Genomic DNA, 23,457 nt, shown 5'->3' with positions numbered 1-23,457 from the left:
AAGGCCCGCACCGCCCCCTCAATCGATAACGCTGAACTCAACCCGCGCCGTCTGCCCGCCTTCGTCCAGCACGCTCAGTTGATAAGGCCCCAACCGTTCGAAGCTGGCGTTGATGCTGTCCTGGTTGGCACTCTCGCCCAGCGGCTCGCCGTTGACGAACCACCAGCGCCGGCCGCTGCCGCCCAGGGCCGACAGCTTGAGCCGCAGCAGTTCCTGGCTGGCCGCCGGACGGCGCAAGCGATCGCCCTCGCGCACGCCGACGATGGACAACGGCGCCGCTGCCGCCAGGGCCGGCCCCGGGCACTCCGGGTCGTTGGCCGGCAGGCGCGCTTCACGCCGTTCGATGCGCGGCAGCCAGGGCTCCAGCGGCGCCGGCCACAGGGCGATATCCCGCGCCTGCGCCCCCGGGCACTTGGCATCGACCCGCAGGCCCTTGGCATTGACCCAGACTTTTTCCAGCAGGCCGACGCCCAAGGGCTGATCCGCCGCCTGCAAGGTCGGCGGCGTGGTGCCGTCCAGGGTCCAGGCGAAACGCTGGCGGCGGCAGTTCGGATCGCTGCGGCTCATGGGCTGGCCCAGCGGCCAACAGATCGTCGCCACCCCGACGTTCATCGGCACCGGCTGCACCGGCGCGCTGATGCCGCGCTGGCTGTCGCGGTTGATCAGCACATCGTGCACTTGCAGCATCAACGGCGCTGCCGAAGCCAGGCCGAACTGCCCCGGCACCGGGGTGCCGTCCGGGCGGCCGATCCAGATGCCGATCAGGTAGCGCGGCCCGACGCCAATCGCCCAGGCGTCGCGAAAGCCGTAGCTGGTGCCGGTCTTCCAGGCCAGCACCGGGCGCTGTACCAGCTCGGCTCGCGGGTCGCGGTCCGGGCGCGCCTGGCCGCTGAGAATGCGCCGCACGATCCACGCCGAACCGGGGGACAGCAGCGGCCGCTCGCGCAACTCATCGTCCGGTTGCAGGCGCAGGCTCGCGCTCTTGCCGCCACGGGCGAAGGCGCTGTAGCCGCTGACCAGATCCTCCAGGCGGCTGCCGGCGCCGCCGAGAATCAGCGCCAGGTTCGGTTCCGCCAGCGCCGGCAGGGTCAAAGGCATGCCGCCGATGCGCATCTCGGCGGCAAACCGTTTCGGCCCGTAGGCTTCCAGCAGTTGCACCGCCGGCAGGTTCAGCGAGGTGGCCAGGGCGGTGCTGGCCGACACCGCGCCGCTGAAGCCCATGGAAAAGTTGCCCGGCCGGTAGTCGCCATACCGCCGTGGCACGTCCTGCAGCAGCGATTCGGAATGGATCAGCCCGGCATCCAGCGCCATGCCATAAAGGAAGGGCTTGAGGGTCGAACCCGGCGAGCGCATGGCGCTGATCATGTCCACATGGCCGAAGCGCCGGGCGTCGTTGATATCCACCGAGCCCAGGTAGGCGCGCACGGCCATGGTCTGCGCCTCGACCACCAGGATCGCCGCCGAGGTGTGTTCCGGCAGGCGCGCGCGCCAACCCAAAAGCAGGTCTTCCAGGCGCCGTTGCAGGTTGGCGTCCAGGGTGGTGCGGATCAGCGGCGGGCTGTCCGGGCGGTTCAGCCGCCGTGCGAGCAGGGGCGCCAGGCTCGGTTCCAGGCGCGGCGCCAGCAACAGGGGTTCCTGCAAGGCTTCGTCTACCGCCGACTGCGGCCAGACCTGGAACTGCGCCAGGCGCTGCAACACCTTGTCCCGGGCTGCCTGTGCCCGCGCGGCATGCCGGTCCGGGCGCAGCCGGCTCGGCGCCTGGGGCAGCACCGCCAGCAGCGCCGCTTCGGCGTGGGTCAGGTGCTGCGGCGACTTGCCCAGGTAAGCCCAACTGGCCGCGGCCACCCCTTGCAAGGTGCCGCCGAACGGCGCGCGGTTGAGGTAGAGCGTGAGGATCTGCTGCTTGCTCAGGTGCCATTCCAGCTGCGCGGTGCGCCACAGCTGGCGCAGCTTGCCGTGCCAGGTTCGCGAGTGGGGATCGAGCAGACGCGCCACCTGCATCGACAGGGTGCTGCCGCCGGACAACACCCGCCCGCCCGTGAGGTTCTGCCAGGCGGCACGCGCCAGCGCCATCGGGTTGACCCCGGGATGGCTGTAGAACCAGCGGTCTTCGTAGGTCAGCAGCGCGTCCAGGTAATAGGGCGAGACGTCGTCGGTGCGCACCGGATAACGCCAGACGCCATTGCCATCGGCAAAGCGCCACAACGGCGTGCCATCCTCGGCCAGCACCACCCGCGCCAGGTCATCCTTGGGCAGCGGCAGCGGCCAGATGCGGTCGGCCAGCCAAAGCCCGGCCCACAGCAGCAACAGGCCGCCCAGCACGGTCCGCAGGATGCGCCAGCCTCGGCGACCGCTTGGTTGCGGCGATGGCAAGCCGGGCGACTGTGCCTGGCCAAATATTCGCCACCAAAAACTGCGCAGGCGCGATGCAACTAATCGAAAAATCAAACCCGCGAACCTCTATGCTTGGAACGGAACTCGCCAGCGCGATTGATGGCCAAAGGCTCAGGTCTGGCAAGCACGCCAACTTTTTCATCAGGATGCACGCATGCAGGTAGAAAGCTTTTTTGAATGGCTCGGCCAGGCGCTGGGCTCGGTCATACGGTTTATCGTCGATGGCCTCAGCGGTCTGTTCAACGCCCTGACCAACGCTGGCGGCAACTTTATCGACGGCTTGTCGCGGGCGCTGGGCATGGACACCTCGATCATCAGCATCATCACCCTGATCGTCGGGCTGATGCTGCTGTACTCGGCGGTCCGCGCCTTCATGCGCGCCTCGATCGTCATGGGCATCATCTGGCTGCTGCTGGGGTTGTGGCTGCTGAGCTGGGTGGTGCACTGACCGATAGACGACCGCTGCGCGGTCGTATCGCGAGCAAGCTCGCTCCTACATAAGGAACGCGCTTGCCGCGATCACCCTTCTCAACGCCCCTTGATCACCATCTCCGGTAGGGTTTCACCCACGGCCTGCCAGTTCGGCCGGTACATCGACTCCACTTGCGGCGGCGGCACACGATAAGTGCCGGGCGTGACCGCGCGTGCCAGATACAGCAGGTGCGTGACGCTGTCGTAGCCGTCCAGGTTCAGCGCCGCCACGTAGCGGTCATCGCGGAACTCCTGGTGCTTGAGGCTGGCGTTCTGCATCGACTCGCGCCACTCCTTGACCTGGCTGCTGGCGTTTTCCAGGCTGGCGGCGCTCTGCGCCAGGTTCTGGTTTTCCAACTCCAGGCCGGCCGGCAGCAGGTCCACCACCAGCGCATCCGGCACCCGTTGCTTGGCGCTGACCGCCAGGTGCACCAGCACCAGGTCGCCGCTGCCCAGGGCCCGCAGGTTCAGTGGCTGGCCGTTCATCCCCAGGTATTCGCGCCGAATGCTCAGGTTCTCGCCACCGGCCAGCGGCGCCTGCTGTGGATAACCGGAAATGGTCAGTTGCTGGTACACCGGCTCGCTGCCCTGATTGCTGATCGACAACGGCGACGCCAGCAACGCGCCTTCCAGCTTCAGCCCCGGCTGGCTGTTGTTCAGCTCGCGGCTTTCGGCGCCACTGCTCAGCTGGGCGGTCCAGTTGGCTTCCGGCTTGCCCAGCAGGCCGCGACCGGCGAGGAACAGCGAGTTGCGCTCCTGGGTCGACAGGTACGGACTGGCCGCCAGTTGGTCGGACAGCTCGAACAGCCGCTCCTCGCGCTTGCCCTTGGCCAGGTCGTTCTCTTCCAGCAACGCCAGGATCAGCGCCTGATCCCGTAGCGGGCTGCCGTAGTCGGCCAGCCAGTCCTTGCTGTTGCGCGAAGCCGCGAGGCCCGCGGTCAAGGCCTGCTCGGCCCGTGGCTGGTCGCCCATTTTCTGCAAGGCGATGGCCAGCTGTACCAACGGCAGGCCGGAGCGCGCATCGGTACGCCGTTCGAACAGGCTGCGCAGCGCGCCCAGCGGCGCCTGTTGACTGCGTGCCAATACCAACCCGGCGTAGGCCTGCACGGCAAAGCGCGTGTGCTCGGCGTTTTCGCTGTAGTTGACCTCGATCAGGTTGCGCTCCTGCAGGTAACGCAGCAGGCGTTCATTAGCCTTCTTCAGCGCCTCGGCCGGCACCGCGAAACCCTGGTCGCGGGCCCGCAGCAGGAAGTCGGTGACATAGGCGGTCAGCCAGTATTCCTCCTCGCCGTCCGCGCCCCACAGGCCGAAGCTGCCGTTGTAACGCTGCATACCCAGCAGGCGTTCGATGCCCAGCTCGATCTTGCGCTTGCGCTCGGCATCCGGCTCGCCTTCCAGGCCGAGGCGTTTCAGGCTGACGGCATCGGCGTACAGCGCCGGGTACAGGCCGCTGGTGGTCTGTTCCAGGCAGCCGTAGGGGTAGGCCTTGAGTGCGCGGATCTGCTCGCCGAGGTTCAGCGGCGGCCGGCTCGACAGGCTCAACAGTGCTTCACGCCCGGCCGGCTCGAACGCCGCCAGCTCGCCTACCGGCAGGCTCCAGGGCTGATCCTTGAGTACCGCGCGGTAATGCCTGAGCAACGCCGGGTAAGCCGGTCGCACCCCCAGGGTCCATTCGCGACTGAACGGTGGCAGGCTCTCGCCCGGAAGGTCCAGGCCATTGACCAGCACCTTGACCTTGCCCTGGCCGAAGCCGCCCAGCGCCCGCACCGGAATCCGCAACGTGGTGCGCTGGCCCTGGGTCAGTTGCACGCTCTGACGGGTTTCGTTGACCAGCGCCAGCTGGCCTTCGGCGCTCAGTTGCACATCGAGTTTCTGCGCCTTGCCCGACAGATTGGACAGGTCCAGCGCCAGGGTGGTCTGGTCGCCGCCGGCGAGGAAACGCGGCGCCGACAGTTCGGCGATCAGCGGCGCGGCGATCACCGTCTTGCCTTCGGCCATGCCGTAGCGCTCGTCGGTCCAGGCCTGGGCCATCAGGCGCAGTTCGCCGTTGAAGTCGGGGATGTCGACGCTGACTTCGCCTTCACCCTGCTCGTTCAGGGTCACCGGCGCGCTTTGCAGGGCGACTATGGTGACGCTGGTGTCCGGGCGCTTGCCGCCCTTGGCCAGCGCCGCATCACCACCGAAGGCCAGGCTGGCCAGGCGGCCCTGGCCGGCTTCGATCAACTGGCCGTAGATATCCAGCTGGTCGGCGCCATAGGCCTTGCGCCCGAACAGGCTGGAGTACGGGTCCGGGGTCGGGTATTCGGTGATGTTGAGGATGCCCACGTCCACCGCCGCCAGCAGCACATGGGCCTGTTTCGGCACGCTGCCATCGGCGTTCCTGGCCTGGATCTTCACCTTGAGCGGCTGTTTGGGGCGCATTTTTTCCGGCGCCGTCAGGGTCAGGCCGAGCTTGCGCTGGGTGCGATCCAGGGGCAGGTGCAACACGCCCACCGCGCGTTTCGGGGTGATGTTGGCCTTGCGCTCGCCGGGGCGGATCACCAGCGCACTGACGTACAGGTCGTGGCGCGCCCATTTCGGATCGAGCTTGACCGCATAGCTCTTGCCTTCGGCCGGTACGTCGATTTCCTGCCACCACAACGGACCGTCGCTGGACTCCACCAGCAGGTAGCCCTTGCCGGCGGCCGGCGGGGTCACCGTGACATTGGCGGTGTCGTCGTCGCCATACAGCGGTTTGTCCAGCGCCAGCTTGACCTGGTCGGGCCGCACCGCGCCGCCTTCGGCGTTGTCCTGGGAACGGTAGCCGGCCCAGAAACGCAGGCTGCTGACCAGCCCGGTCTGCGGGTCTTCGACCTCGACGCGATAAGGGCCCCACTCCACCGGGAAGCTGACCTTCGCGGTATCGCCGGCCTTGATGCTCAGGACCTGTTCGTCCTGAGTGAGGAATTTCTCGTTGAAGTGATAACTCCAGCCGTCGCTTTCCGAGTAGTTCCAGTAGTAGTCGCGGCGCTCGCGCACCAGGCGCACCTTGAGGTTGTCCGCCGCCAGCTTCTGGCCTTCATTGTTGGCCACCAGCAGCTCGAACTCGGCCGGGCCGTCACCGTCGGTTTCCGCTCCGTCGAACAGCGCGCGCAGCCCCGGCAACCTGTCCGCCGGCCATACCGGCAGCACCACCCGCCGGGTGATCGGGCGACCGCCCGACTCCTGCAGGCTGCCCTGGACGATCAGTTGCAGCGGCGAACGGGCCTCGGCCCATTTGCTTTCCAGGGCGATCAGTTCTTCGCCGTTTTCATCCAGCGTCGACTCTTCTATCTCCAGGTCCTGGCTCAGCTCTTCTTCGGTGACCGAGCCGAACTGGTAGCCCGGCAAGGCCTTGACCGCCTCGCGCAGCGGCCGCACGTAGATCTGGCCGCTCAGGCGATTGCCGGCGGCCGGGGCGCCATACAGGTAACGGCCATTGACGCTGATCTCGACGGTCTCGTCCGGTTTGAGCGGTGTGTCGCTGCCCTTGAGTTCCAGCGCCAGGCGCTCGGGCAGGAAGTCTTCCACGAGGAATTCGTACAGTTGCGGCTTGCCGTCGCCGAGGTCGAACACCAGTTGCCAGCGCCCGGTCGGCGCTTCGCCGGCCAGTTGCAACTGGTACTGATAGAGCCCCGAGGCATCGGCGTCCCAGACGAACTTGCGGCTGACCTGCTCATCCGGCCGGCGCACTTCGACGCTCACCGGCTGCGGCTTGACCGCATTGCCGTCCTTGTCCCGCAGCAGCGCGTTGAGCAGCACGGTTTCACCCGGGCGATACAGGTCGCGGGGGCCGAACACGAAGAACTGCAACGGATGGGGCTGGGGGCCGCCGATATTGAATTCGGCCAGGTCCAGGGCGGCGCCGTTCAAGCGCAGCAGGCTGGTCTGCTCACCCTGGTGGGCCAGCAGCACTTCGGCTTTCTTCGGCAGCGGCAACTCGGCATGGCCGCCCTTCTCGGTCTTGCCCTGACCGAGCACGCGACCTTCGCCGTCCAGCAGCTCCAGGCTGACACCGTCCAGCGCCTTGCCGCCTTCCAGGGCCTGGGTGAAGACATCCAGGCGGTTCTGGTAACGGTGCACCGACAGACCGATGTCGCTGAGGGTGAACAGGGTCGCCGGTTGCGAATAGTTGTAGGTGCCCGAGGCACGCATCACCGCCAGGTACACGCCCGGCTGTTGCAGCGGCTTGAGCCCGGCGATCGGCAGCAGCAGGGTTTCCCGGGTATTGCGCGCCGGGTTGAGGTCAAAGCGGCCGCCATACACCAGGTCGGCCATCGGCAGCAGTTCCCGGGACTCGTAACTGTGCAGGCTGTTATTGCGCCCCCATTGGGCGAGGAACATCGGTAGCGATTCGGGCTTGATACGGAAGAACTCGACGTCGACCTTGTCGACGTTCAGCGCAATCACCGGCAGGCCTTCGGCGAGGCGGGTCGGCAACAGGGTGCCGCGGCTGGCGAACCCGACCGTGGCCTGCAGGTCACGGGTTTCCAGGCGGCTGACGTATTCGGCGGCCAGGGTCGCGTCGTTCACTGCGCGCAGCCCGGCGTCGACGGTCAGCACCAGTTTGCGCTGCGGCTCCAGGTGGCGCAGGCGCAGTTCCATGAAGTTGTCCGACAGCTCCCAGGCGCCGTCGACCTTGCCGCTCTTGCTGTCCACCAGATGCAGCTTGTCGGCGAACTTCTGCTGCGGGTCCAGGGGCACCGAGAAACTCACCGACAGGGTGCTGGCCCCGTCGAGCTGCACCTCGGACACGTCCACCACGTTCAACTCGCGACCGGCGTAGCGTTGCTTGAGCACAGCGACATCCTGCACGGGCCGGGCCTTGGCCGCGGGCACTGCCGCTGTCGGAGCCGAAGGAGTCGCCGCCTTGTCGGAGGTCGAGGAATCGCAAGCGCTCAGCAAGGCCAGCGCACAGGCCAGGAACAATCCTTTGTTAAACATGGGGCACTCATTGGCAGGAGTATCGAAGGGTTGAACTATATCTCACCGCCGTCCGGCTGGCTGTGGCGCAGCGCACATTGATCGACTGAGGGTGGCCTCTTTGTAGGATTCGGGCCGTGATCGGGATGGCATGGCCGGGCGGGCAAGCGGCTACAATGCCCGTTCTCAAGGAGCCTGCATGTCCAGCCTGATTTCTGCCTGGCGCCACCGTCCGACCCATGCTCGGGTGTGGGCGCTGGCCGCGCCGATGATTCTTTCCAATATTTCCGTGCCGCTGGTGGCGCTGGTCGACAGCACCGTCATCGGCCATTTGCCCCACGCCCACCAGCTCGGCGCGGTGGCGGTCGGCGCCAGCCTCTATACCTTCCTGGCCTGGGCCATGGGTTTTCTGCGCATGGGCGCCACCGGCTTTGCCGCCCAGGCCGCCGGGCGCGCCGACGGTGCGGCGCTGCGGCAGATCCTGGTGCAAGGCCTGCTGCTGGCCATGGGGCTGGCCCTGCTGCTGGGCGCCATAGGCGTGCCACTGAGCGGCGCGGCCTTGCAGCTGATGCAGCCTTCGGCCGAGCTGGACGAAATGACTCGCACCTTCTTCCATACCCGCTTGCTCGGGCTGCCGGCGGCGCTGGCCAGCATGGCCCTGGTCGGCTGGTTCCTCGGCACCCAGAACGCCCGGGCGCCGCTGGCGATCCTGCTGAGCACCAACCTGATCAACATCGCCCTCAACCTGTGGTTCGTGCTGGGCCTGGACTGGGGCGTGGCCGGCTCGGCCAGGGCCTCGGTGATCGCCGAATGGACCGGCGCGCTGATCGGCCTGGCCATGACCCGCCCAGCGCTGCGCGCCTATCCGGGGCGGATTGCCTGGGCGGCGTTGCAGCGCTGGGCCAGTTGGCGACCGTTGCTGGCGGTCAACCGCGACATCTTCATCCGTAGCCTGGCGCTGCAATCGGTGTTCTTCCTGATCACCGTGCAAGGCGCGCGCCTGGGGGACGCGACCGTGGCCGCCAACGCGCTGCTGCTCAACGGCCTGCTGCTGACCGCCCACGCCCTGGACGGCCTGGCCCACGCGGTGGAAGCCCTGTGCGGCCACGCCATCGGCGCCCGCGATCGCCTGACGCTGCGCCGTTCGCTGGTGGTGGCCGGCGGCTGGTCGCTGCTGGCCAGCATCGGTTTTGCCGTGCTGTTCCTGTGCGCCGGGCACCTGTTCATCGAGATGCAGACCGACATCGCCGAAGTGCGCCAGACCGCCTTCACCTACCTGCCCTACCTCGCCGCCCTGCCGCTGATCGCGGTCTGGAGCTACCTGCTGGACGGCCTGTTCATCGGCGCCACCCGCGCCCGGGAAATGCGCAACGGCATGCTGCTCAGCGTGCTCATCACCGTGCCCTGCGCCTGGGCCTTGCAGGGGCTGGGCAACCACGGCCTGTGGCTGACCTTCCTGCTGTTCATGCTGGTGCGCAGCCTGACCCTGCTGGCCTTCGCCCTCGGGCTGCGCCGGCACGACGGCTGGTTCAGCCCGGCCCGCTGAGCTTTCCGGCGCGCATAAAAAACCACCGCAAGCGGTGGTTTTTTTCGAACGGTCGACCTATCAGGAAGACAGGTACGACGAGCGGGTCAGGCCCAGACGCAGGGCGTCGAGGAACTGGGTACGCTCGCTGGCGCTGATCTTCGCGCTGGCCACCTTGTCGCGGTAATGAGTCATCAACTCCTCCGGCGACAAGTGCACGTAACGCAGCATGTCTTCGATGGTGTCGTGGGTCTCGATGCCGGCGTGGTACACAGTGCCGTTCGGGTTCTGGTAGATGTTCACCGAGTCGGTATCGCCGAACAGGTTGTGCATGTCGCCGAGGATCTCCTGGTAGGCACCGACCAGGAACACGCCCAGCAGATAGTCCTCACCCTCTTTCAGGCCATGCACCGGCAGGCTGGTCTCGATGCTCTGCTCGTCGACGTACTGGTTGATCTTGCCGTCGGAGTCGCAGGTCAGGTCTTGCAGCACGGCGCGGCGCAGCGGCTCTTCGTCCAGGCGATGCAACGGGATGATCGGCAGGACCTGGTCGATAGCCCAGGTGTCCGGCAGGCTCTGGAACACCGAGAAGTTGCAGATGTACTTGTCGGCCAGCTTGTCGTTGAGTTCGTCCAGCACCTGGCGGTGCGAGCGCTGGCGCGCCTTCAGCGAGTTGTGCAGGCGCCGGCACACGGCGAAGTAGCACTGCTCGGCCAGGGCTTTCTCGGCGAGAGTCAGCTTGCCGTCGGCGTACTGGGCGGCCACGTCGCTCATGTAGTGGGTGGCGCGCCAGTAGGTTTCGGTGACCATCTCGATATCGGTCGGGCCCAGCAGGTCCACCAGCCATTGCACGGTTTCCGGCAGGCTTTCCTTGTTCTCGATCAGCGGCACGTCGTCGTTGTGTTTCTCGACATCGGTCACCTGCACCACCAGCATGGCGTGGTGCGCGGTCAGCGAACGGCCGCTTTCGGAGAAGATGTGCGGATGCGGCAGGCTCTGCGCGTCGCAGAACTCCTTGAGCATGCCGACCACGACACCGGCGTAGTCATCCATGTCGTAGTTGATCGAACTGGCATTGCGCGAGTGGGTACCGTCGTAGTCCACGCCCAGGCCGCCGCCGACGTCGATGTGATCCACCGGCAGGCCGAGGTTGCGCAGCTCGCCGTAGTAACGGATGGCTTCCTTGAAGCCGTGCTGATAGTCCGCCAGGTTGGCGATCTGCGAGCCCATATGGAAGTGCAGCAGGCGGATGCCCTGGTCCAGGCCGGCGCCGCGGAAACGCTCGACCACCGACAGCAGCTGCGCCGCCGACAGGCCGAACTTGGATTTCTCGCCACCGGTGTCGGCCCACTTGCTCGACGCCAGGGACGACAGGCGCACGCGCAGGCCGACCTGCGGCTTGACCTTGAGCGAGGCGGCTTCTTCGATCACCAGGGCGACCTCGGACTCCTTCTCGATCACGATGAACACGTTGTGGCCCAGCTTCTGGCCCATCAGCGCCAGGCGGATGAACTCACGGTCCTTGTAACCGTTGCAGACGATGGTGCCGCCTTTCGGTGCCAGCGCCAGCACCGCCAGCAGCTCGGGCTTGGAGCCGGCTTCCAGGCCGATGGAGACGTTCTGGGTGGCGATGATGTTCTCGATCACCGCTTCCTGCTGGTTGACCTTGATCGGGTACAGCGCGGTGTACTTGCTCTGGTATTCCAGGCGTTCGATGTTGGCGTCGAAGGCACCGGTCAGCTGGCGCACGCGGTCCTGCAGGATATCCGGGAAGCGCACCAGCAGCGGCAGGGACAAGCCGCTCTTGCGCAGCTCCTCGACTTGTTCGAACAGGTCGATGGGCGAGCTGTTCGGGCCGTTCGGACGAACTTCGACGCGACCGGCGTCATTGATCGCGAAATACCCGGCCCCCCAATGGCGAATCCCATAAACACTGCGGCTGTCCGCAACTGTCCATTGGCTGCCATCGTCTTTGCGTGTGCGTCGTACGGACATCGAAGTCCCCTATAAAGAAGTCATAGAGCGCCACCCCGGTCCGGGGCTGGCGCAGTCTAAAGAATGAAAATGACGATTAGCCTGCAACGAGGACGTAGACCTCGGTTACAGCGCTGAGTTTAGAAACCGGTCATGAACAGGCTCTGTGAAAACCATGAAGACGACGGCGAGCCTGAATCGGATCAGGGCTGCATCAAGTCGGGGGTGGTTTTCACAGAGGCTGCTAGCCGCCGGACTTCTTCGCCTTGAAACCGTGCTTGATCAGCTCTGCCAAGAGTAGCTCGACATGATCGCCCTGGATCTCGATGACACCGTCTTTCAGCGCGCCACCGGTGCCACAACGTTTCTTCAACGTGGTCGCCAGTTCCTTGAGCGCGTCTTCGGCCAACGGCACGCCGGTGATGGTGGTCACCGTCTTGCCGCCACGGCCCTTGCTTTCGCGACGCACGCGAGCGATGCCGTCGCCGGCAGGGATAACGGTTTGTTTGCAGATGCAGGCTGCCACCGGCTGGCTACAGTCCGGGCAATGTCGACCTGCGTCGGTGGAAAATACCAGGCCGCCAAGGGCGGCGAAGGATGCGGCTTTTTTGGCCACCGGCAATCCTCTTGGGAGGACAAAGACTGGTCGAAGCACATGGCCTGTGCCATCGACCGCGAAGCCCCACTCAGGCAGGGGCAGCGCTACTGGACCGGTACATCTTCGTAGGAGCGAGCTTGCTCGCGAAGAACACAAGGATAACGGGGGCTATCTGAGAGCATGCGTTATCGTTAACGTCCATCGCGAGCAAGCTCGCTCCTACAAAAAGCAACGCCGGCTCAGCTTGAAAAAGGTCGCGCAGTGTAACGGCAAAAAGCCGACTTGCTAAGAGCCTAACCGCGCCAATTTATACAACTTTAGCGACGCCGCGCCAGATAGCGCTGCAAGGCCGCCAGGGAGTCCGGGCAATAGGGCTTTTCGGTGATTTCCCGCATCACTTCGTCGATCGCAATGAAGCGCGCTTCCAGCACCTCTTCCGGCTGCAGGCGCAGAGGCCCGTCCCAGACCGCCGAAAAGGCCGAGCACCAGAGACGATTGTCGGTGTCTTCGAAAAAGAAATGGTCATGGGCGGTCAATTCCACCCCGCTCACGCCCAATTCTTCCTCCAGCTCCCGGGCCGCCGACTCGGCGTAGCTTTCGACGGCCAGCACCATGCCGCCCGCGGCCACGTCCCAGTAACCGGGATAAATGGCCTTGCTCAAGGTGCGCCGATGCACGCACAGCTCACCGGCGGAATTGAACAGCAGGATATAGGTGCCGCGCCCGATCAGGCCGCGCTCGCGCAACTCCGAGCGTGCCAGCGTGCCCAGCAACTGGTCTTCGCCATCGACCCAGGCGACTTGTTCGGCATCGGAGGCCGCGCGATGCGCGGCCTCATTGGAGGTAACCACCATGAATCAACCCTGATTGAGCAATTGACGCAAGTCGATGACAGCCGCGTTGGCCCGGGAAATATAGTTGGCCATGACCAGCGAGTGGTTGGCCAGCACGCCGAAGCCGCTGCCGTTGAGAATCATCGGGCTCCAGATCGGCTCCTGGGACGCTTCCAGTTCACGGATGATCTGACGCACGCTGACAGTGGCGTTCTTCTTGGCCAGCACGTCGGCGAAGTCGACCTCGATGGCGCGCAGCAGGTGCGACAGGGCCCAAGCCTGGCCGCGCGCTTCATAGAACACGTTGTCGATCTGCATCCAAGGGGTTTCCACCACCTCTTCGTCGACCTGCGGCGACTGGCCCGGCGCCGGGGCTTCGGTTTTCAGCGCGGTGTTGAGCTTGACCCGGCCGACGCTGGCCGACAGGCGCTGGGACAACGAACCCAGGCGGGTCCCGACATCACCCAGCCAGTTGTTCAGGTTGTCGGCACGGGCGTAGAACAGCGCGCTCTTCTGCTCCGGATCGGACAGGCGTGCCTGGTAGCGGCTCAGGGAGTTGATGCCTTCCTGGTACTCGGACTCGCTGGACGGCAGCACCCAGCTCTTGTTGTCGAAGTTGAAGCGCGGCTCGGCCTTGGCCAGGTCGGCGTCCTCGGCGGACTGCGACTGGGAACGGGCGAAATCCTTGCGCAGGGCGCGGGTCAGGTCGCGGACCTGCACCAGCACGCCGTATTCCCAGCTCGGCATGTTGTCCATCCACAGGCCCGGCGGGAAACGGTCGTTGGAGATATAGCCGCCCGGCTTGTTCAGCAGGGTGCCGGCCACGGTCTTGAGGGTTTCCACCGTGGTGTAGCCCACGACCATCTGCTTGCCTTCCTTCTCGGCGGCAATTTGCGCGCCTTGCTGGACGGGGAACAGCGACGGTTCCTGGCTCCAGTACCAGCCCAGGGCACCGGCCACCAGCAGGTACAAGGCCACCAGGGTGCCCAGGGCGCGGCTGAACAGCAGGCCACCAAAGTAGCTGCGTGTCGCCGACTTGGGTTCGGCAGCACGATCCGGCGCGCTGCCCGCGCGGTTCTTCCAGTCCAGCATGGCTATATCCTTTCAATCACTTGGGTTCATCGGTTCGACCACAACCCTACTCCATCGTGCCTCGAACCGAACGGATTAAAAATCATCCGCCGCGCAAGGCGCCACATGCCGGGCGTTCATCGAGCGGCCACTATAAATGAAGCACAGTTCAGAACCTATGCGACCAGTCGGTCGGGAACTGAATAAGGTCGCTTTGCAGATTGTTGACGTACGACACTCGTACAACCCATAAGAGGTGCTAGCATAGAGCCACCAGTCGATCTCAGCATGCACCCTAACTAGTAGTCAGGATATGACCGAGCCAGAAGACCCCAGCCGTGAGCGCCTCAAGCACCACTTTGCCCAGCGGGTCATTCACCAGGCTCGTCAGATCCTCGAGATATGGCAGCGCCTGCAGCGCAGCGAATGGTCGACCGCCGACATGTCCGAACTCAGCGAGGCCAACCTGCGCCTGCTGCGTTTTGCCGAACGTTTCGAACAACCCGAACATACCCAGCTGGCGCGCAGCATCAGCGACTCGCTGGAAGCGGTGGACGCCAACCGCGGGCGCCTGAGCAGCGGCCTGATCACCGACCTCAACCGCCTGATGCAACGCCTGTCGCGCACCGGCCTGCGCCATGGCGACCAGCTGGAACAGACCTTCCTGCCGCCCCTGCGCAAACCGATCTACGTGATGCTGCAAGACCACGATCGCGGCGAGCGCCTGGCCAAGCAGCTGGAATTCTTCGGCCTCAGCGCCCAGTCCCTGGACAGTATCGCCGCGTTTCGCGCCTCGATGGTCGAGCGCCTGCCGGCGGCGATCGTCATCGACGTCGACTTCTGCGGCAACGGCATGGGCCTGCAACTGGCCGCCGAAGCCCAGGAAGGCCTGGAGCAGAAGCTACCCCTGCTGTTCTTCAGCCTCCACGAAACCGACACCCCGACCCGCCTGGCCGCCGTGCGCGCCGGCGGACAGGAGTTCCTCACCGGCACCCTGGAAGCTTCGAGCCTGCTGGAGAAGATCGAGATCCTCACCTGCGTCGCCCAGTACGAACCTTACAAAGTGCTGATCATCGACGATTCCCGCGCCCAGGCCCTGCACACCGAGCGCCTGCTCAACAGCGCCGGGATCATCACCCGGACGCTGATCGAGCCGATCCAGGCCATGGCCGAACTGGCCGACTTCCAACCGGACCTGATCATCCTCGACATGTACATGCCGGCCTGTACCGGCACCGAGCTGGCCAAGGTGATCCGCCATAACGACCGTTATGTCAGCGTGCCGATCATCTACCTGTCGGCCGAAGACGACCTGGACAAGCAGCTGGACGCCATGAGCGAAGGCGGCGACGACTTCCTGACCAAGCCGATCAAGCCGCGCCACCTGATCACCACCGTGCGCAACCGCGCCGCCCGCGCACGCAACCTCAAGGCGCGCATGGTCCGCGACAGCCTCACCGGGCTGTACAACCACACCCATATCCTGCAACTGCTCGAAGACTGCAGCTTCCGCGCGCGCCGCGAGAACAAGCCGCTGAGCTTCGCCATGCTCGACATCGACCACTTCAAGCGGGTCAACGACAGCCATGGCCACCCCATGGGCGACCGGGTGATCAAGAGCCTGGCGCTGTTTCTCAAGCAACGCCTGCGCAAGACCGACTTCATCGGCCGCTACGGCGGCGAAGAATTCGCCATCGTCATGCCCGACACCGACCTGGAAGCGGCCTGCAAGGTGCTGGATGAAATCCGCCAGCGCTTTGCCGAAATCCATTACCCGGCCCAGCCCCAGGACCTGTGGTGCACCTTCAGCGCCGGAGTGGTCGAACTGCGGGAAGACTCCGACAGCCTGATGATGGCCAGCCAGGCCGACGAAGCGCTCTACCGCGCCAAGGACAGCGGGCGCAACCGAGTCCAGGCGGCGCGCCATCAAAGCGCCACTTTTTCACCGGAATCCACCGATTCGGTCATAACCCTGTAATACAAACGCAATAAATTCAGGCGCTTACCATTCAAGTCGTTGGTAGGACGCGATGCGCCTGAAGCTGCTGACCAATCTCAATACCCTGCTACTAGTTGCCGTTTGCCTGGCCCTGGGCGCCACGCTCTGGTGGTCGCAACGCGCCCTCGAGCGCCCCTACCTATTGATGGAGCGCTACCTGGGGCTGTCCCAGCAGTTCCAGAACCAGGTGGCGCGCAACATCGAGGACTACCTGGCCAGCGGCGACGCCCTGCGCCTGAGCAGCGCCAGCCAGGCCATCGAAACCCAGCAGGACCAGCTCGACGAACTGCCCGCGGAACTGGCGCAAAGCCTGCGCCCGAGCCTGTCGGGCCTGGCCGAGTTCAGCAAGACCGACCTGCTGGCCGCCGGCAAACTGGCCGGCGATCCGCAAGCGCTACTGCTGCAGGCCGAGCGCGAGCTGGGGGCCAGCCTCGAACAACTGAGCCAATACGCGACCGGGGCGGCCAGCAATCCCAGCGCCGCGACCTACCTGCCGTTGCTGCTGACCGCCTCCCAGCACCTGGGCAAGCTGTCCTTGGCCCGCGACAAACTGGTGAGCAGCGGCCGCAGCGAACTGGCCGCCGATGTCGAGCGCGAAGTGAGCAACATGCGCGCCCAGGCCGAGCAACTGGAAACCCTGCCGTTGCTGGGTGTCGCCGCCAGCAATGCGTCGAATACCGATGACTTCGCGGCCATGATGGGCCTGGAGAACACCGAGAAGGCCGCCGCCGAAGACGCCGGCATCGGCCTCAAGCGCGAACTCAACAGCCTGCTCGGCCGCTACCCCGCCGAGCTGAACCGCACCCGCGAACAGATCCAGAAACGCGCCGACCTCAGCGCCGCCACCCACCTGAAAATCACCGCCGTGCAGCAGGCCATCGCCGAACTGGAACCGGTGGTGCGCGCCCAGCACGGGCAGATCCAGGGCGAAGTGCGGCTGATGCAGGGTTTGATGATCGGCCTGATCCTGCTGATCGCCCTGCTGATCGACACCTTGCAGCGTCGGCTGGCACGGGTCCTGACCAACCTGGCGCCGGCCCTGTCGACCTGGGCCGAAGGCGATTTCAGCCGCGACATCCAGCTGGGCCGGACCAACCGCGAACTGCACGACATCGAAGAATCCCTGAACCGCCTGCGCGCCTACCTGGTGGACCTGGTGGGCACCATCCGGCAGAACGCCGAACAGGTCGCCGGCAGCAGCCGCGCCCTGGCGGAACTGAGCAGTGGCCTGCACGGCGGGGCCGAGCGCCAGGCCGGCGACACCGCGCAGATCCGCGACGCCCTCGGCGAACTGGAAGCGACCATCCAGCAAGTCGCCGGCGATGCCAGCCAGGCCGCCGATGCCAGTCGCAGCGCCGGAATGGCGGTGGAGCAGGGGCAGAAAGTGATCGGTCTGAGCCTGACCGGGTTGCATGCCCTGGTCGGCGAAGTGCAGGGCAACGCGCAGATGATCGAACAGCTGGCCGAGGAGTCGGCGACCATCGGCGGCGTGCTCACGGTGATCCGCTCCATCGCCGACCAGACCAACCTGCTGGCCCTGAACGCCGCCATCGAAGCCGCGCGGGCCGGGGAAATGGGCCGCGGTTTTGCCGTGGTCGCCGAAGAAGTACGCTCCCTGGCCCAACGCACGGCGGGTGCCACCGCCGAGATCCAGACCCTGATCGCCGGCCTGCAGGCCGCCGCCCGGCAATCGGTGGAAGGCATGCGCACCCAGGTCGAACATGCCGAAGCCACCGCCAGCCAGGCCCAGGCCGCCGACGGTGCGCTGGATGAAATCGTCGGGGCGATCCAGACCATTTCCGACACCGCCATCCGCATCGCCGATGTCACGGCCCAGCAAAGCGGCGCCGTCAGCGAAATCCGCGACCACAGCGAGCGCATTCATCAGTTGGGTGGGGATAACCTGCAACGCATCGGCGAAGGCCGCGAACAAGGCGAGAACCTGCTGGCCCTCGGCGGCCAGTTGCACACGGCAGTGCAGGCGTTCCGCGTCTAGCCCTGTAGCCCTGTAGCCGCTGCCGAGCCTGCGAGGCTGCGATCGAGGACGCAGTCCTCGCAAAACCAGCCTATGCAGTTTGCCTGAAGGAACGCGATCGCAGACTTTGCGGCCGCTACGTCGGATTGCCGCCCGGACCGATCGCAGACTCGGCAGCGGCTACGGGGCGCATACGCATACCCCGCCGCTCTCCGCTATCATGCGCACACCTTCGATTCGCGAGATTGCCATGCGTCGCCTGCTTTGCCTGATGCTGTTTGTGCTTGCCCTGCCGGCGACCGCCGCCGGGTTGCTGGACAGCCGCCCCAGTTCGACCCTGGGCTCGATCAATAACAGCGCCGACTTCCTGCCGGTGCGCGAAGCGTTCCAACTGAGCCTGCTGCAAAGCACGCCGCAGTCGATCAAGCTGCGTTTCGTCGCCACCGAGGGTTATTACCTCTATCGCCACCGCTTCCAGTTCCGCGCCGAGCCCGCCGATATCACCCTGGGGGCCGCCCAACTGCCCAAGGGCGAACAGAAACACGATGAGTTTTTCGGCGACGTCGAGGTCTACCACGGCATTGTCGATGTCGAACTGCCGCGCAGCGCCACGGACCAACGAGGCTTCACCCTGGCCGTGACCTACCAGGGCTGCGCCGACAAGGGCCTGTGTTATCCACCGGAAACCGAGCGTTTGCAGATCGATGGCGCGGCCTCCTCGGCCAATGTCTCAAGTGCCGGCGGCCCCGCTACCGACAATGGGAAAACCGGCTGGAGCTGGCGCGAACTGGCGCTGTTCTTCCTGGCCGGCATCGGCCTGACCTTCACCCCCTGCGTCCTGCCGATGCTGCCGATCCTGTCCGGCGTGGTCCTCAAGGGCCAGGTCGGCGGCTGGCGCGGCTTCAATCTGTCGCTCGCCTACGTGTTGCCGATGGCCGCCTGTTTCGCCCTGCTCGGCGCCTTGATGGGGCTGTTCGGCGCCCAGCTCAATTTGCAGGCACGCCTGCAATCGGCCTGGGTGCTGGTGCCCTTTGCGTTGTTCTTCGTCGTGTTCGCCCTGGCGATGTTCGATGTCTTCGAACTCAAGCTTCCACGCTTTATCAGCCAGCGCCTGGAACGCATCGCCGGACGTACCGAAGGTGGCTCGCTATGGGGCGCGGCGATTCTCGGGGTGGTGTCCAGCCTGCTGGTATCGCCCTGCGTTTCGGCGCCGCTGGCGGGCGCCTTGCTGTATATCAGCGCCAGCGGCGATGCCCTGGGCGGCGCCCTGAAACTGTTCGCCCTGGGCCTGGGCATGGGCGCGCCGCTGTTGCTGGTGGCCACCGGCGGCGCGGCCTGGCTGCCGAAAAGCGGGCTATGGCTGGTCTACGTGAAAAACGCCATTGGCGTGCTGTTGCTCGGCCTGGCTATCGGCCTGCTGAGCCGGGTCTTGCCGGGCCAGGTCAGCCTGTTGCTGATTGGCGCGCTGGCGGCCGGTGTCGGCCTGTTTCTCGGTGCCCTGGAGTTTGTCTACAAGGCGCCACGCGCGCGCCTGGCGCAGCTGTGCGGGCTGTTCCTGCTGTTTTATGCCCTGGCCTGCTGGTACGGCGCGTTCAGCGGCCAGACCGATCCGTTCAGCCCGCTCGCCCGCCCACCGGTCGCGGCCACCAGCAACAGCACCGGGCAAACCAGCGCCGGCCAGTGGCAGACCGTCACCACCTCCGGTGAGCTGGAGCAGGCCCTGGCCGATGCCCGGAATGCCGGTACCCCGCTGCTCCTCGACTGGTACGCCGACTGGTGCATCAGTTGCAAAGTCATCGAACGCGAGGTGCTCAACGACCGCCAGGTCGTCGAACGCCTGCGGGGCTACCGCCTGGTGCGCTTCGATATCACCGCCAGCAACCGCGAACAGCGCGCCCTGCTGGACCGCTACCAACTGTTCGGCCCGCCGGCGCTGATGTTCTTCGGCAAAGATGGCGTCGAACGTGCCGATGTGCGTGTGGTCGGCGAAATCAGCGCCGCGGACTTCGCTGAACGCATTGCTGCAGCAAATGACCGGATTTAGCCAGTTGGTCACATATTTTAGGTAAACATCGGTCATCGTGCTGCCTATTGCAGAGAACTGGACAGTCACAAAGGCTTTGCGGCATAGTCGCCGGGTTCTGATAACCGCACATTCCAATCACTGCGCAATAACAAGGAACGGCAGATGGCGACCCTACTGGTTCTTCACGGACCCAACCTGAACCTGCTCGGCACCCGTGAACCGGGGGTCTACGGTGCAGTCACCCTGGCTGAGATCAACCAGGACCTGGAACGCCGGGCTCGCGAGGCCGGCCACCATTTGCTCTACCTGCAAAGCAACGCCGAGTACGAATTGATCGACCGCATCCACGCCGCCCGCGATGAAGGCGTGGACTTCATTCTGATCAATCCAGCAGCTTTTACGCATACAAGCGTCGCATTACGTGACGCGCTGCTGGCGGTGAGCATCCCATTCATCGAAGTGCATTTGTCTAACGTGCACAAACGCGAACCTTTCCGCCATCACTCCTACTTCTCCGACGTTGCGGTGGGAGTGATCTGCGGCCTTGGCGCCAGCGGTTACCGACTGGCCCTGGAGGCCGCACTAGAGCAGCTTGAACAACAAGCTAAACGCCCCTGACCGACCCTTGGGAGTTGATGATTCATGGATATCCGTAAAGTTAAGAAACTGATCGAACTGCTGGAAGAGTCCGGCATCGACGAGCTGGAGATCAAGGAAGGCGAAGAGTCCGTACGCATCAGCCGTCACAGCAAGACTCCAGCCCAGCAGTACTACGCACCGGCACCCATGGCTGCTCCGGTTGCCGCTCCTGCCGCTGCCGCTCCGGCCGCCGCTGCCGCACCAGCAGCGCCAGCTGCCCCAGCGCTGAACGGCAGCGTTGCCCGTTCGCCGATGGTCGGCACCTTCTACCGCAAATCCTCGCCAACCTCGCCAGCCTTCGTTGAAGTCGGCCAGAGCGTGAAGAAAGGCGACACCCTGTGCATCGTCGAAGCCATGAAGATGATGAACCACATCGAAGCTGAAACCAGCGGTGTGATCGAATCCATCCTCGTCGAAGACGGCCAGCCGGTTGAGTACGACCAACCGCTGTTCACCATCGTTTGAACCGCGGAGAGCCAACGATGTCTGCGAAGTTGGAAAAAGTTCTGATCGCCAACCGCGGTGAAATCGCCCTGCGGATTCTGCGTGCCTGCAAAGAGATGGGTATCAAGACCGTCGCCGTTTACTCCAAGGCCGACAAGGAACTGATGCACCTGGGCCTGGCAGACGAATCCGTCTGCATCGGCCCGGCCTCCGCCGCGCACTCCTACCTGCACATTCCGGCGATCATCGCGGCCGCCGAAGTGACCGGCGCCACCGCCATTCACCCAGGCTACGGCTTCCTCGCGGAAAACGCCGACTTCGCCGAGCAGGTCGAGAACTCCGGCTTCGCCTTCATCGGCCCGAAAGCCGAGACCATTCGCCTGATGGGCGACAAGGTATCGGCCAAGCACGCCATGATCGCTGCCGGCGTACCTACGGTTCCCGGTTCCGACGGCCCGCTGCCGGAAGACGAAGAAACCGCGTTGCGCATCGGCCGTGAAGTCGGCTACCCGGTGATCATCAAGGCCGCTGGCGGCGGCGGTGGTCGCGGCATGCGCGTGGTGCATAAAGAAGAAGACCTGATCTCCTCGGCCAAGCTGACCCGCTCCGAAGCGGGCGCGGCGTTCGGCAACCCGATGGTCTATCTGGAGAAGTTCCTGACCAACCCACGTCACGTGGAAGTCCAGGTGCTGTCCGACGGCCAGGGCAACGCGATCCACCTGGGCGACCGCGACTGCTCCCTGCAGCGTCGTCACCAGAAAGTGCTTGAAGAAGCGCCGGCTCCGGGCATCGACGAAACCGCGCGCCAGGAAGTCTTCGCCCGCTGCGTCAAGGCGTGCATCGATATCGGCTACCGCGGCGCCGGCACCTTCGAGTTCCTGTACGAGAACGGCCGTTTCTACTTCATCGAGATGAACACTCGCGTGCAGGTAGAGCACCCGGTATCGGAAATGGTCACTGGCGTCGACATCGTCAAGGAGATGCTGAGCATCGCCGCTGGCAACAAGCTGTCGATCTCCCAGAAGGACGTGGTCATTCGTGGCCATGCCCTGGAATGCCGGATCAACGCCGAAGACCCGAAAACCTTCATGCCAAGCCCAGGCACGGTCAAGCATTTCCATGCTCCGGGCGGCAATGGCGTACGCGTCGACTCGCACCTGTACAGCGGTTACGCGGTTCCACCGAACTACGACTCGTTGATCGGCAAGCTGATCACTTACGGGGCAACCCGTGAAGAAGCCATGGCGCGCATGCGCAATGCGCTGGACGAAATCGTGGTCGACGGGATCAAGACCAACATTCCGCTGCACCGCGACCTGACCCGTGACGAAGGCTTCTGCAAAGGGGGCGTGAACATTCACTACCTGGAGCACAAGCTGGCCGGTCAACACTGATCGACACCGCACCAGACCGACAAGGCCGCTTTCGAGCGGCCTTGTCGTTTCTGCCCCTCTTGCAGGAGCGAGCTTGCTCGCGATAGGGCCATCAGCGACAGCGCGCATTTTCCTGGCGTCATGCGACGCCCTTGCAGGCATCGCGAGCAAGCTCGCGCCTACAGAGAGGCGGTGCGGGCAAGCGGAAATGGCGCCTGGCGTGTCGTCTTCTGCGCCTCGCTCGCGTAAACTTGCGCGCTTCTCGCAGCCCGCTAGGCTGCACATTACATATTTCAAAGGTGCCCGCCATGCCTTGGCTGCAAGTCCGTCTCGCCATCAGCCCAGAACAAGCCGAAACCTACGAAGACGCTTTTCTCGAAGTCGGCGCCGTTTCGGTGACCTTCATGGACGCCGAGGATCAACCGATCTTCGAACCGGAACTCAACACCACCCCGCTGTGGAATCACACTCACCTGCTGGCCCTGTTCGAAGACGGCACCGAGGCCGCCAGCGTGCTGGCCCACCTTGAGCTGCTGACCGGCAGCCCGCTGCCCGAACATCACAGCGAAGTGATCGAAGACCAGGACTGGGAACGCAGCTGGATGGACAACTTCCAGCCGATGCGTTTCGGCCAGCGCCTGTGGATCGTCCCGAGCTGGCACGCCGCCCCCGAGCCGGACGCGGTCAACCTGTTGCTCGATCCGGGCCTGGCCTTCGGCACCGGCACACACCCGACCACCGCCCTGTGCCTGGAATGGCTCGACGGTCAGGACCTGAAAGGCTGCAACGTGCTGGACTTCGGTTGCGGCTCGGGGATCCTGGCGATCGCCGCCCTGCTGCTGGGCGCCAAACAGGCGGTGGGCACCGACATCGACGTGCAGGCCCTGGAAGCCTCCCGCGACAACGCCGGGCGCAACAACATCGCCGAAGCGCTGTTCCCGCTCTATCTGCCGCAAGACCTGCCGCAGGTCCAGGCGGACGTGCTGGTCGCCAACATTCTCGCTGGCCCGCTGGTTGCCCTGGCGCCGCAGTTGTCCAGCCTGGTCAAGAGCGGCGGACGCCTGGCGCTGTCGGGCATCCTCGCCGAACAGGGCGAGGAAGTCGCTGCCGCCTACGCCCGGGACTTCGATCTGGATCCGATCGCCAACCTCGATGGCTGGGTACGCATCACCGGCCGTCGGCGCTAGAATGGCC

The 23,457-nt window shown here is 65.1% G+C and carries 15 protein-coding genes; 9 read left to right on the top strand and 6 right to left on the bottom strand.

Translation table 11 applies throughout. The features are described 5' to 3' along the window. Positions 1 to 18 precede the first annotated feature (18 nt). Positions 19 to 2,331, bottom strand: coding sequence for a peptidoglycan glycosyltransferase PbpC (pbpC, locus tag BMY68_RS27445; RefSeq protein WP_275668610.1), 2,313 nt, complete (start codon positions 2,329 to 2,331; stop codon positions 19 to 21). A 217-nt stretch (positions 2,332 to 2,548) separates the two neighbouring features. On the opposite strand from pbpC, the gene BMY68_RS27440 reads away from it, so the two are divergent. Continuing rightward, on the top strand, positions 2,549 to 2,842 hold the full coding sequence (locus tag BMY68_RS27440; protein ID WP_007921634.1) for a hypothetical protein: 294 nt from the start codon (positions 2,549 to 2,551) through the stop codon (positions 2,840 to 2,842). 80 nt (positions 2,843 to 2,922) lie between these two features. Here BMY68_RS27440 and BMY68_RS27435 read toward each other — a convergent pair whose 3' ends face one another. After that, complete coding sequence (locus BMY68_RS27435) at positions 2,923 to 7,827, bottom strand: alpha-2-macroglobulin family protein (RefSeq protein ID WP_085533705.1); 4,905 nt, start codon at positions 7,825 to 7,827, stop codon at positions 2,923 to 2,925. 178 nt (positions 7,828 to 8,005) lie between these two features. Between BMY68_RS27435 and BMY68_RS27430 the strand changes: the two genes are divergently transcribed. After that, the gene (locus BMY68_RS27430) at positions 8,006 to 9,352 is read left to right on the top strand and encodes an MATE family efflux transporter (RefSeq protein ID WP_085533703.1); all 1,347 of its coding nucleotides are present in this window, start codon (positions 8,006 to 8,008) and stop codon (positions 9,350 to 9,352) included. Positions 9,353 to 9,412: 60 nt separating this feature from the next. Here BMY68_RS27430 and speA read toward each other — a convergent pair whose 3' ends face one another. The 4 genes from speA to BMY68_RS27410 form a co-directional block, all read right to left on the bottom strand. Further along, the gene (speA, locus tag BMY68_RS27425) at positions 9,413 to 11,326 is read right to left on the bottom strand and encodes an arginine decarboxylase (RefSeq protein ID WP_009041986.1); all 1,914 of its coding nucleotides are present in this window, start codon (positions 11,324 to 11,326) and stop codon (positions 9,413 to 9,415) included. A 223-nt stretch (positions 11,327 to 11,549) separates the two neighbouring features. Beyond that, a complete protein-coding gene (locus BMY68_RS27420; protein WP_007921638.1) occupies positions 11,550 to 11,921 on the bottom strand; it encodes a translation initiation factor Sui1 in 372 nt (123 codons plus the stop codon). Positions 11,922 to 12,220: 299 nt separating this feature from the next. Further along, positions 12,221 to 12,757 carry an NUDIX hydrolase gene (locus BMY68_RS27415; RefSeq protein WP_007921639.1) on the bottom strand — a complete coding sequence of 179 codons (537 nt, stop codon included), beginning with the start codon at positions 12,755 to 12,757 and terminating at the stop codon, positions 12,221 to 12,223. Positions 12,758 to 12,760: 3 nt separating this feature from the next. Next, a complete protein-coding gene (locus BMY68_RS27410) occupies positions 12,761 to 13,828 on the bottom strand; it encodes a DUF2333 family protein (protein ID WP_085533701.1) in 1,068 nt (355 codons plus the stop codon). A gap of 292 nt (positions 13,829 to 14,120) precedes the next feature. On the opposite strand from BMY68_RS27410, the gene BMY68_RS27405 reads away from it, so the two are divergent. From BMY68_RS27405 to prmA, 7 genes are all read left to right on the top strand, one after another. Beyond that, positions 14,121 to 15,785 (top strand): response regulator, encoded by a 1,665-nt coding sequence (locus BMY68_RS27405; protein WP_009041984.1) that lies wholly within the window; start codon positions 14,121 to 14,123, stop codon positions 15,783 to 15,785. Between the two features lie 52 nt (positions 15,786 to 15,837). Beyond that, positions 15,838 to 17,802 (top strand): methyl-accepting chemotaxis protein, encoded by a 1,965-nt coding sequence (locus BMY68_RS27400; protein WP_085533699.1) that lies wholly within the window; start codon positions 15,838 to 15,840, stop codon positions 17,800 to 17,802. Positions 17,803 to 18,031: 229 nt separating this feature from the next. Continuing rightward, on the top strand, positions 18,032 to 19,825 hold the full coding sequence (locus BMY68_RS27395; RefSeq protein WP_085533697.1) for a protein-disulfide reductase DsbD: 1,794 nt from the start codon (positions 18,032 to 18,034) through the stop codon (positions 19,823 to 19,825). A gap of 144 nt (positions 19,826 to 19,969) precedes the next feature. Beyond that, on the top strand, positions 19,970 to 20,425 hold the full coding sequence (aroQ, locus tag BMY68_RS27390) for a type II 3-dehydroquinate dehydratase (RefSeq protein WP_007921644.1): 456 nt from the start codon (positions 19,970 to 19,972) through the stop codon (positions 20,423 to 20,425). Positions 20,426 to 20,449: 24 nt separating this feature from the next. Then, positions 20,450 to 20,911: an acetyl-CoA carboxylase biotin carboxyl carrier protein gene (gene accB / locus BMY68_RS27385; RefSeq protein WP_085533695.1), complete on the top strand. Its 462-nt coding sequence runs from the start codon at positions 20,450 to 20,452 to the stop codon at positions 20,909 to 20,911. Positions 20,912 to 20,928: 17 nt separating this feature from the next. Then, a complete protein-coding gene (accC, locus tag BMY68_RS27380) occupies positions 20,929 to 22,284 on the top strand; it encodes an acetyl-CoA carboxylase biotin carboxylase subunit (RefSeq protein WP_007921646.1) in 1,356 nt (451 codons plus the stop codon). 287 nt (positions 22,285 to 22,571) lie between these two features. Then, entirely contained in the window at positions 22,572 to 23,450 is an 879-nt protein-coding gene (prmA, locus tag BMY68_RS27375) for a 50S ribosomal protein L11 methyltransferase (RefSeq protein WP_007921647.1), read from the top strand. Positions 23,451 to 23,457: the final 7 nt, after the last annotated feature.

The sequence above is a fragment of the Pseudomonas sp. NFACC41-3 genome, assembly GCF_900109505.1.
Lineage (GTDB): Bacteria > Pseudomonadota > Gammaproteobacteria > Pseudomonadales > Pseudomonadaceae > Aquipseudomonas > Aquipseudomonas chlororaphis.
Note: the sequence above shows the minus strand (reverse complement) of the source record. Positions and strands in the feature narration are given on the sequence as shown.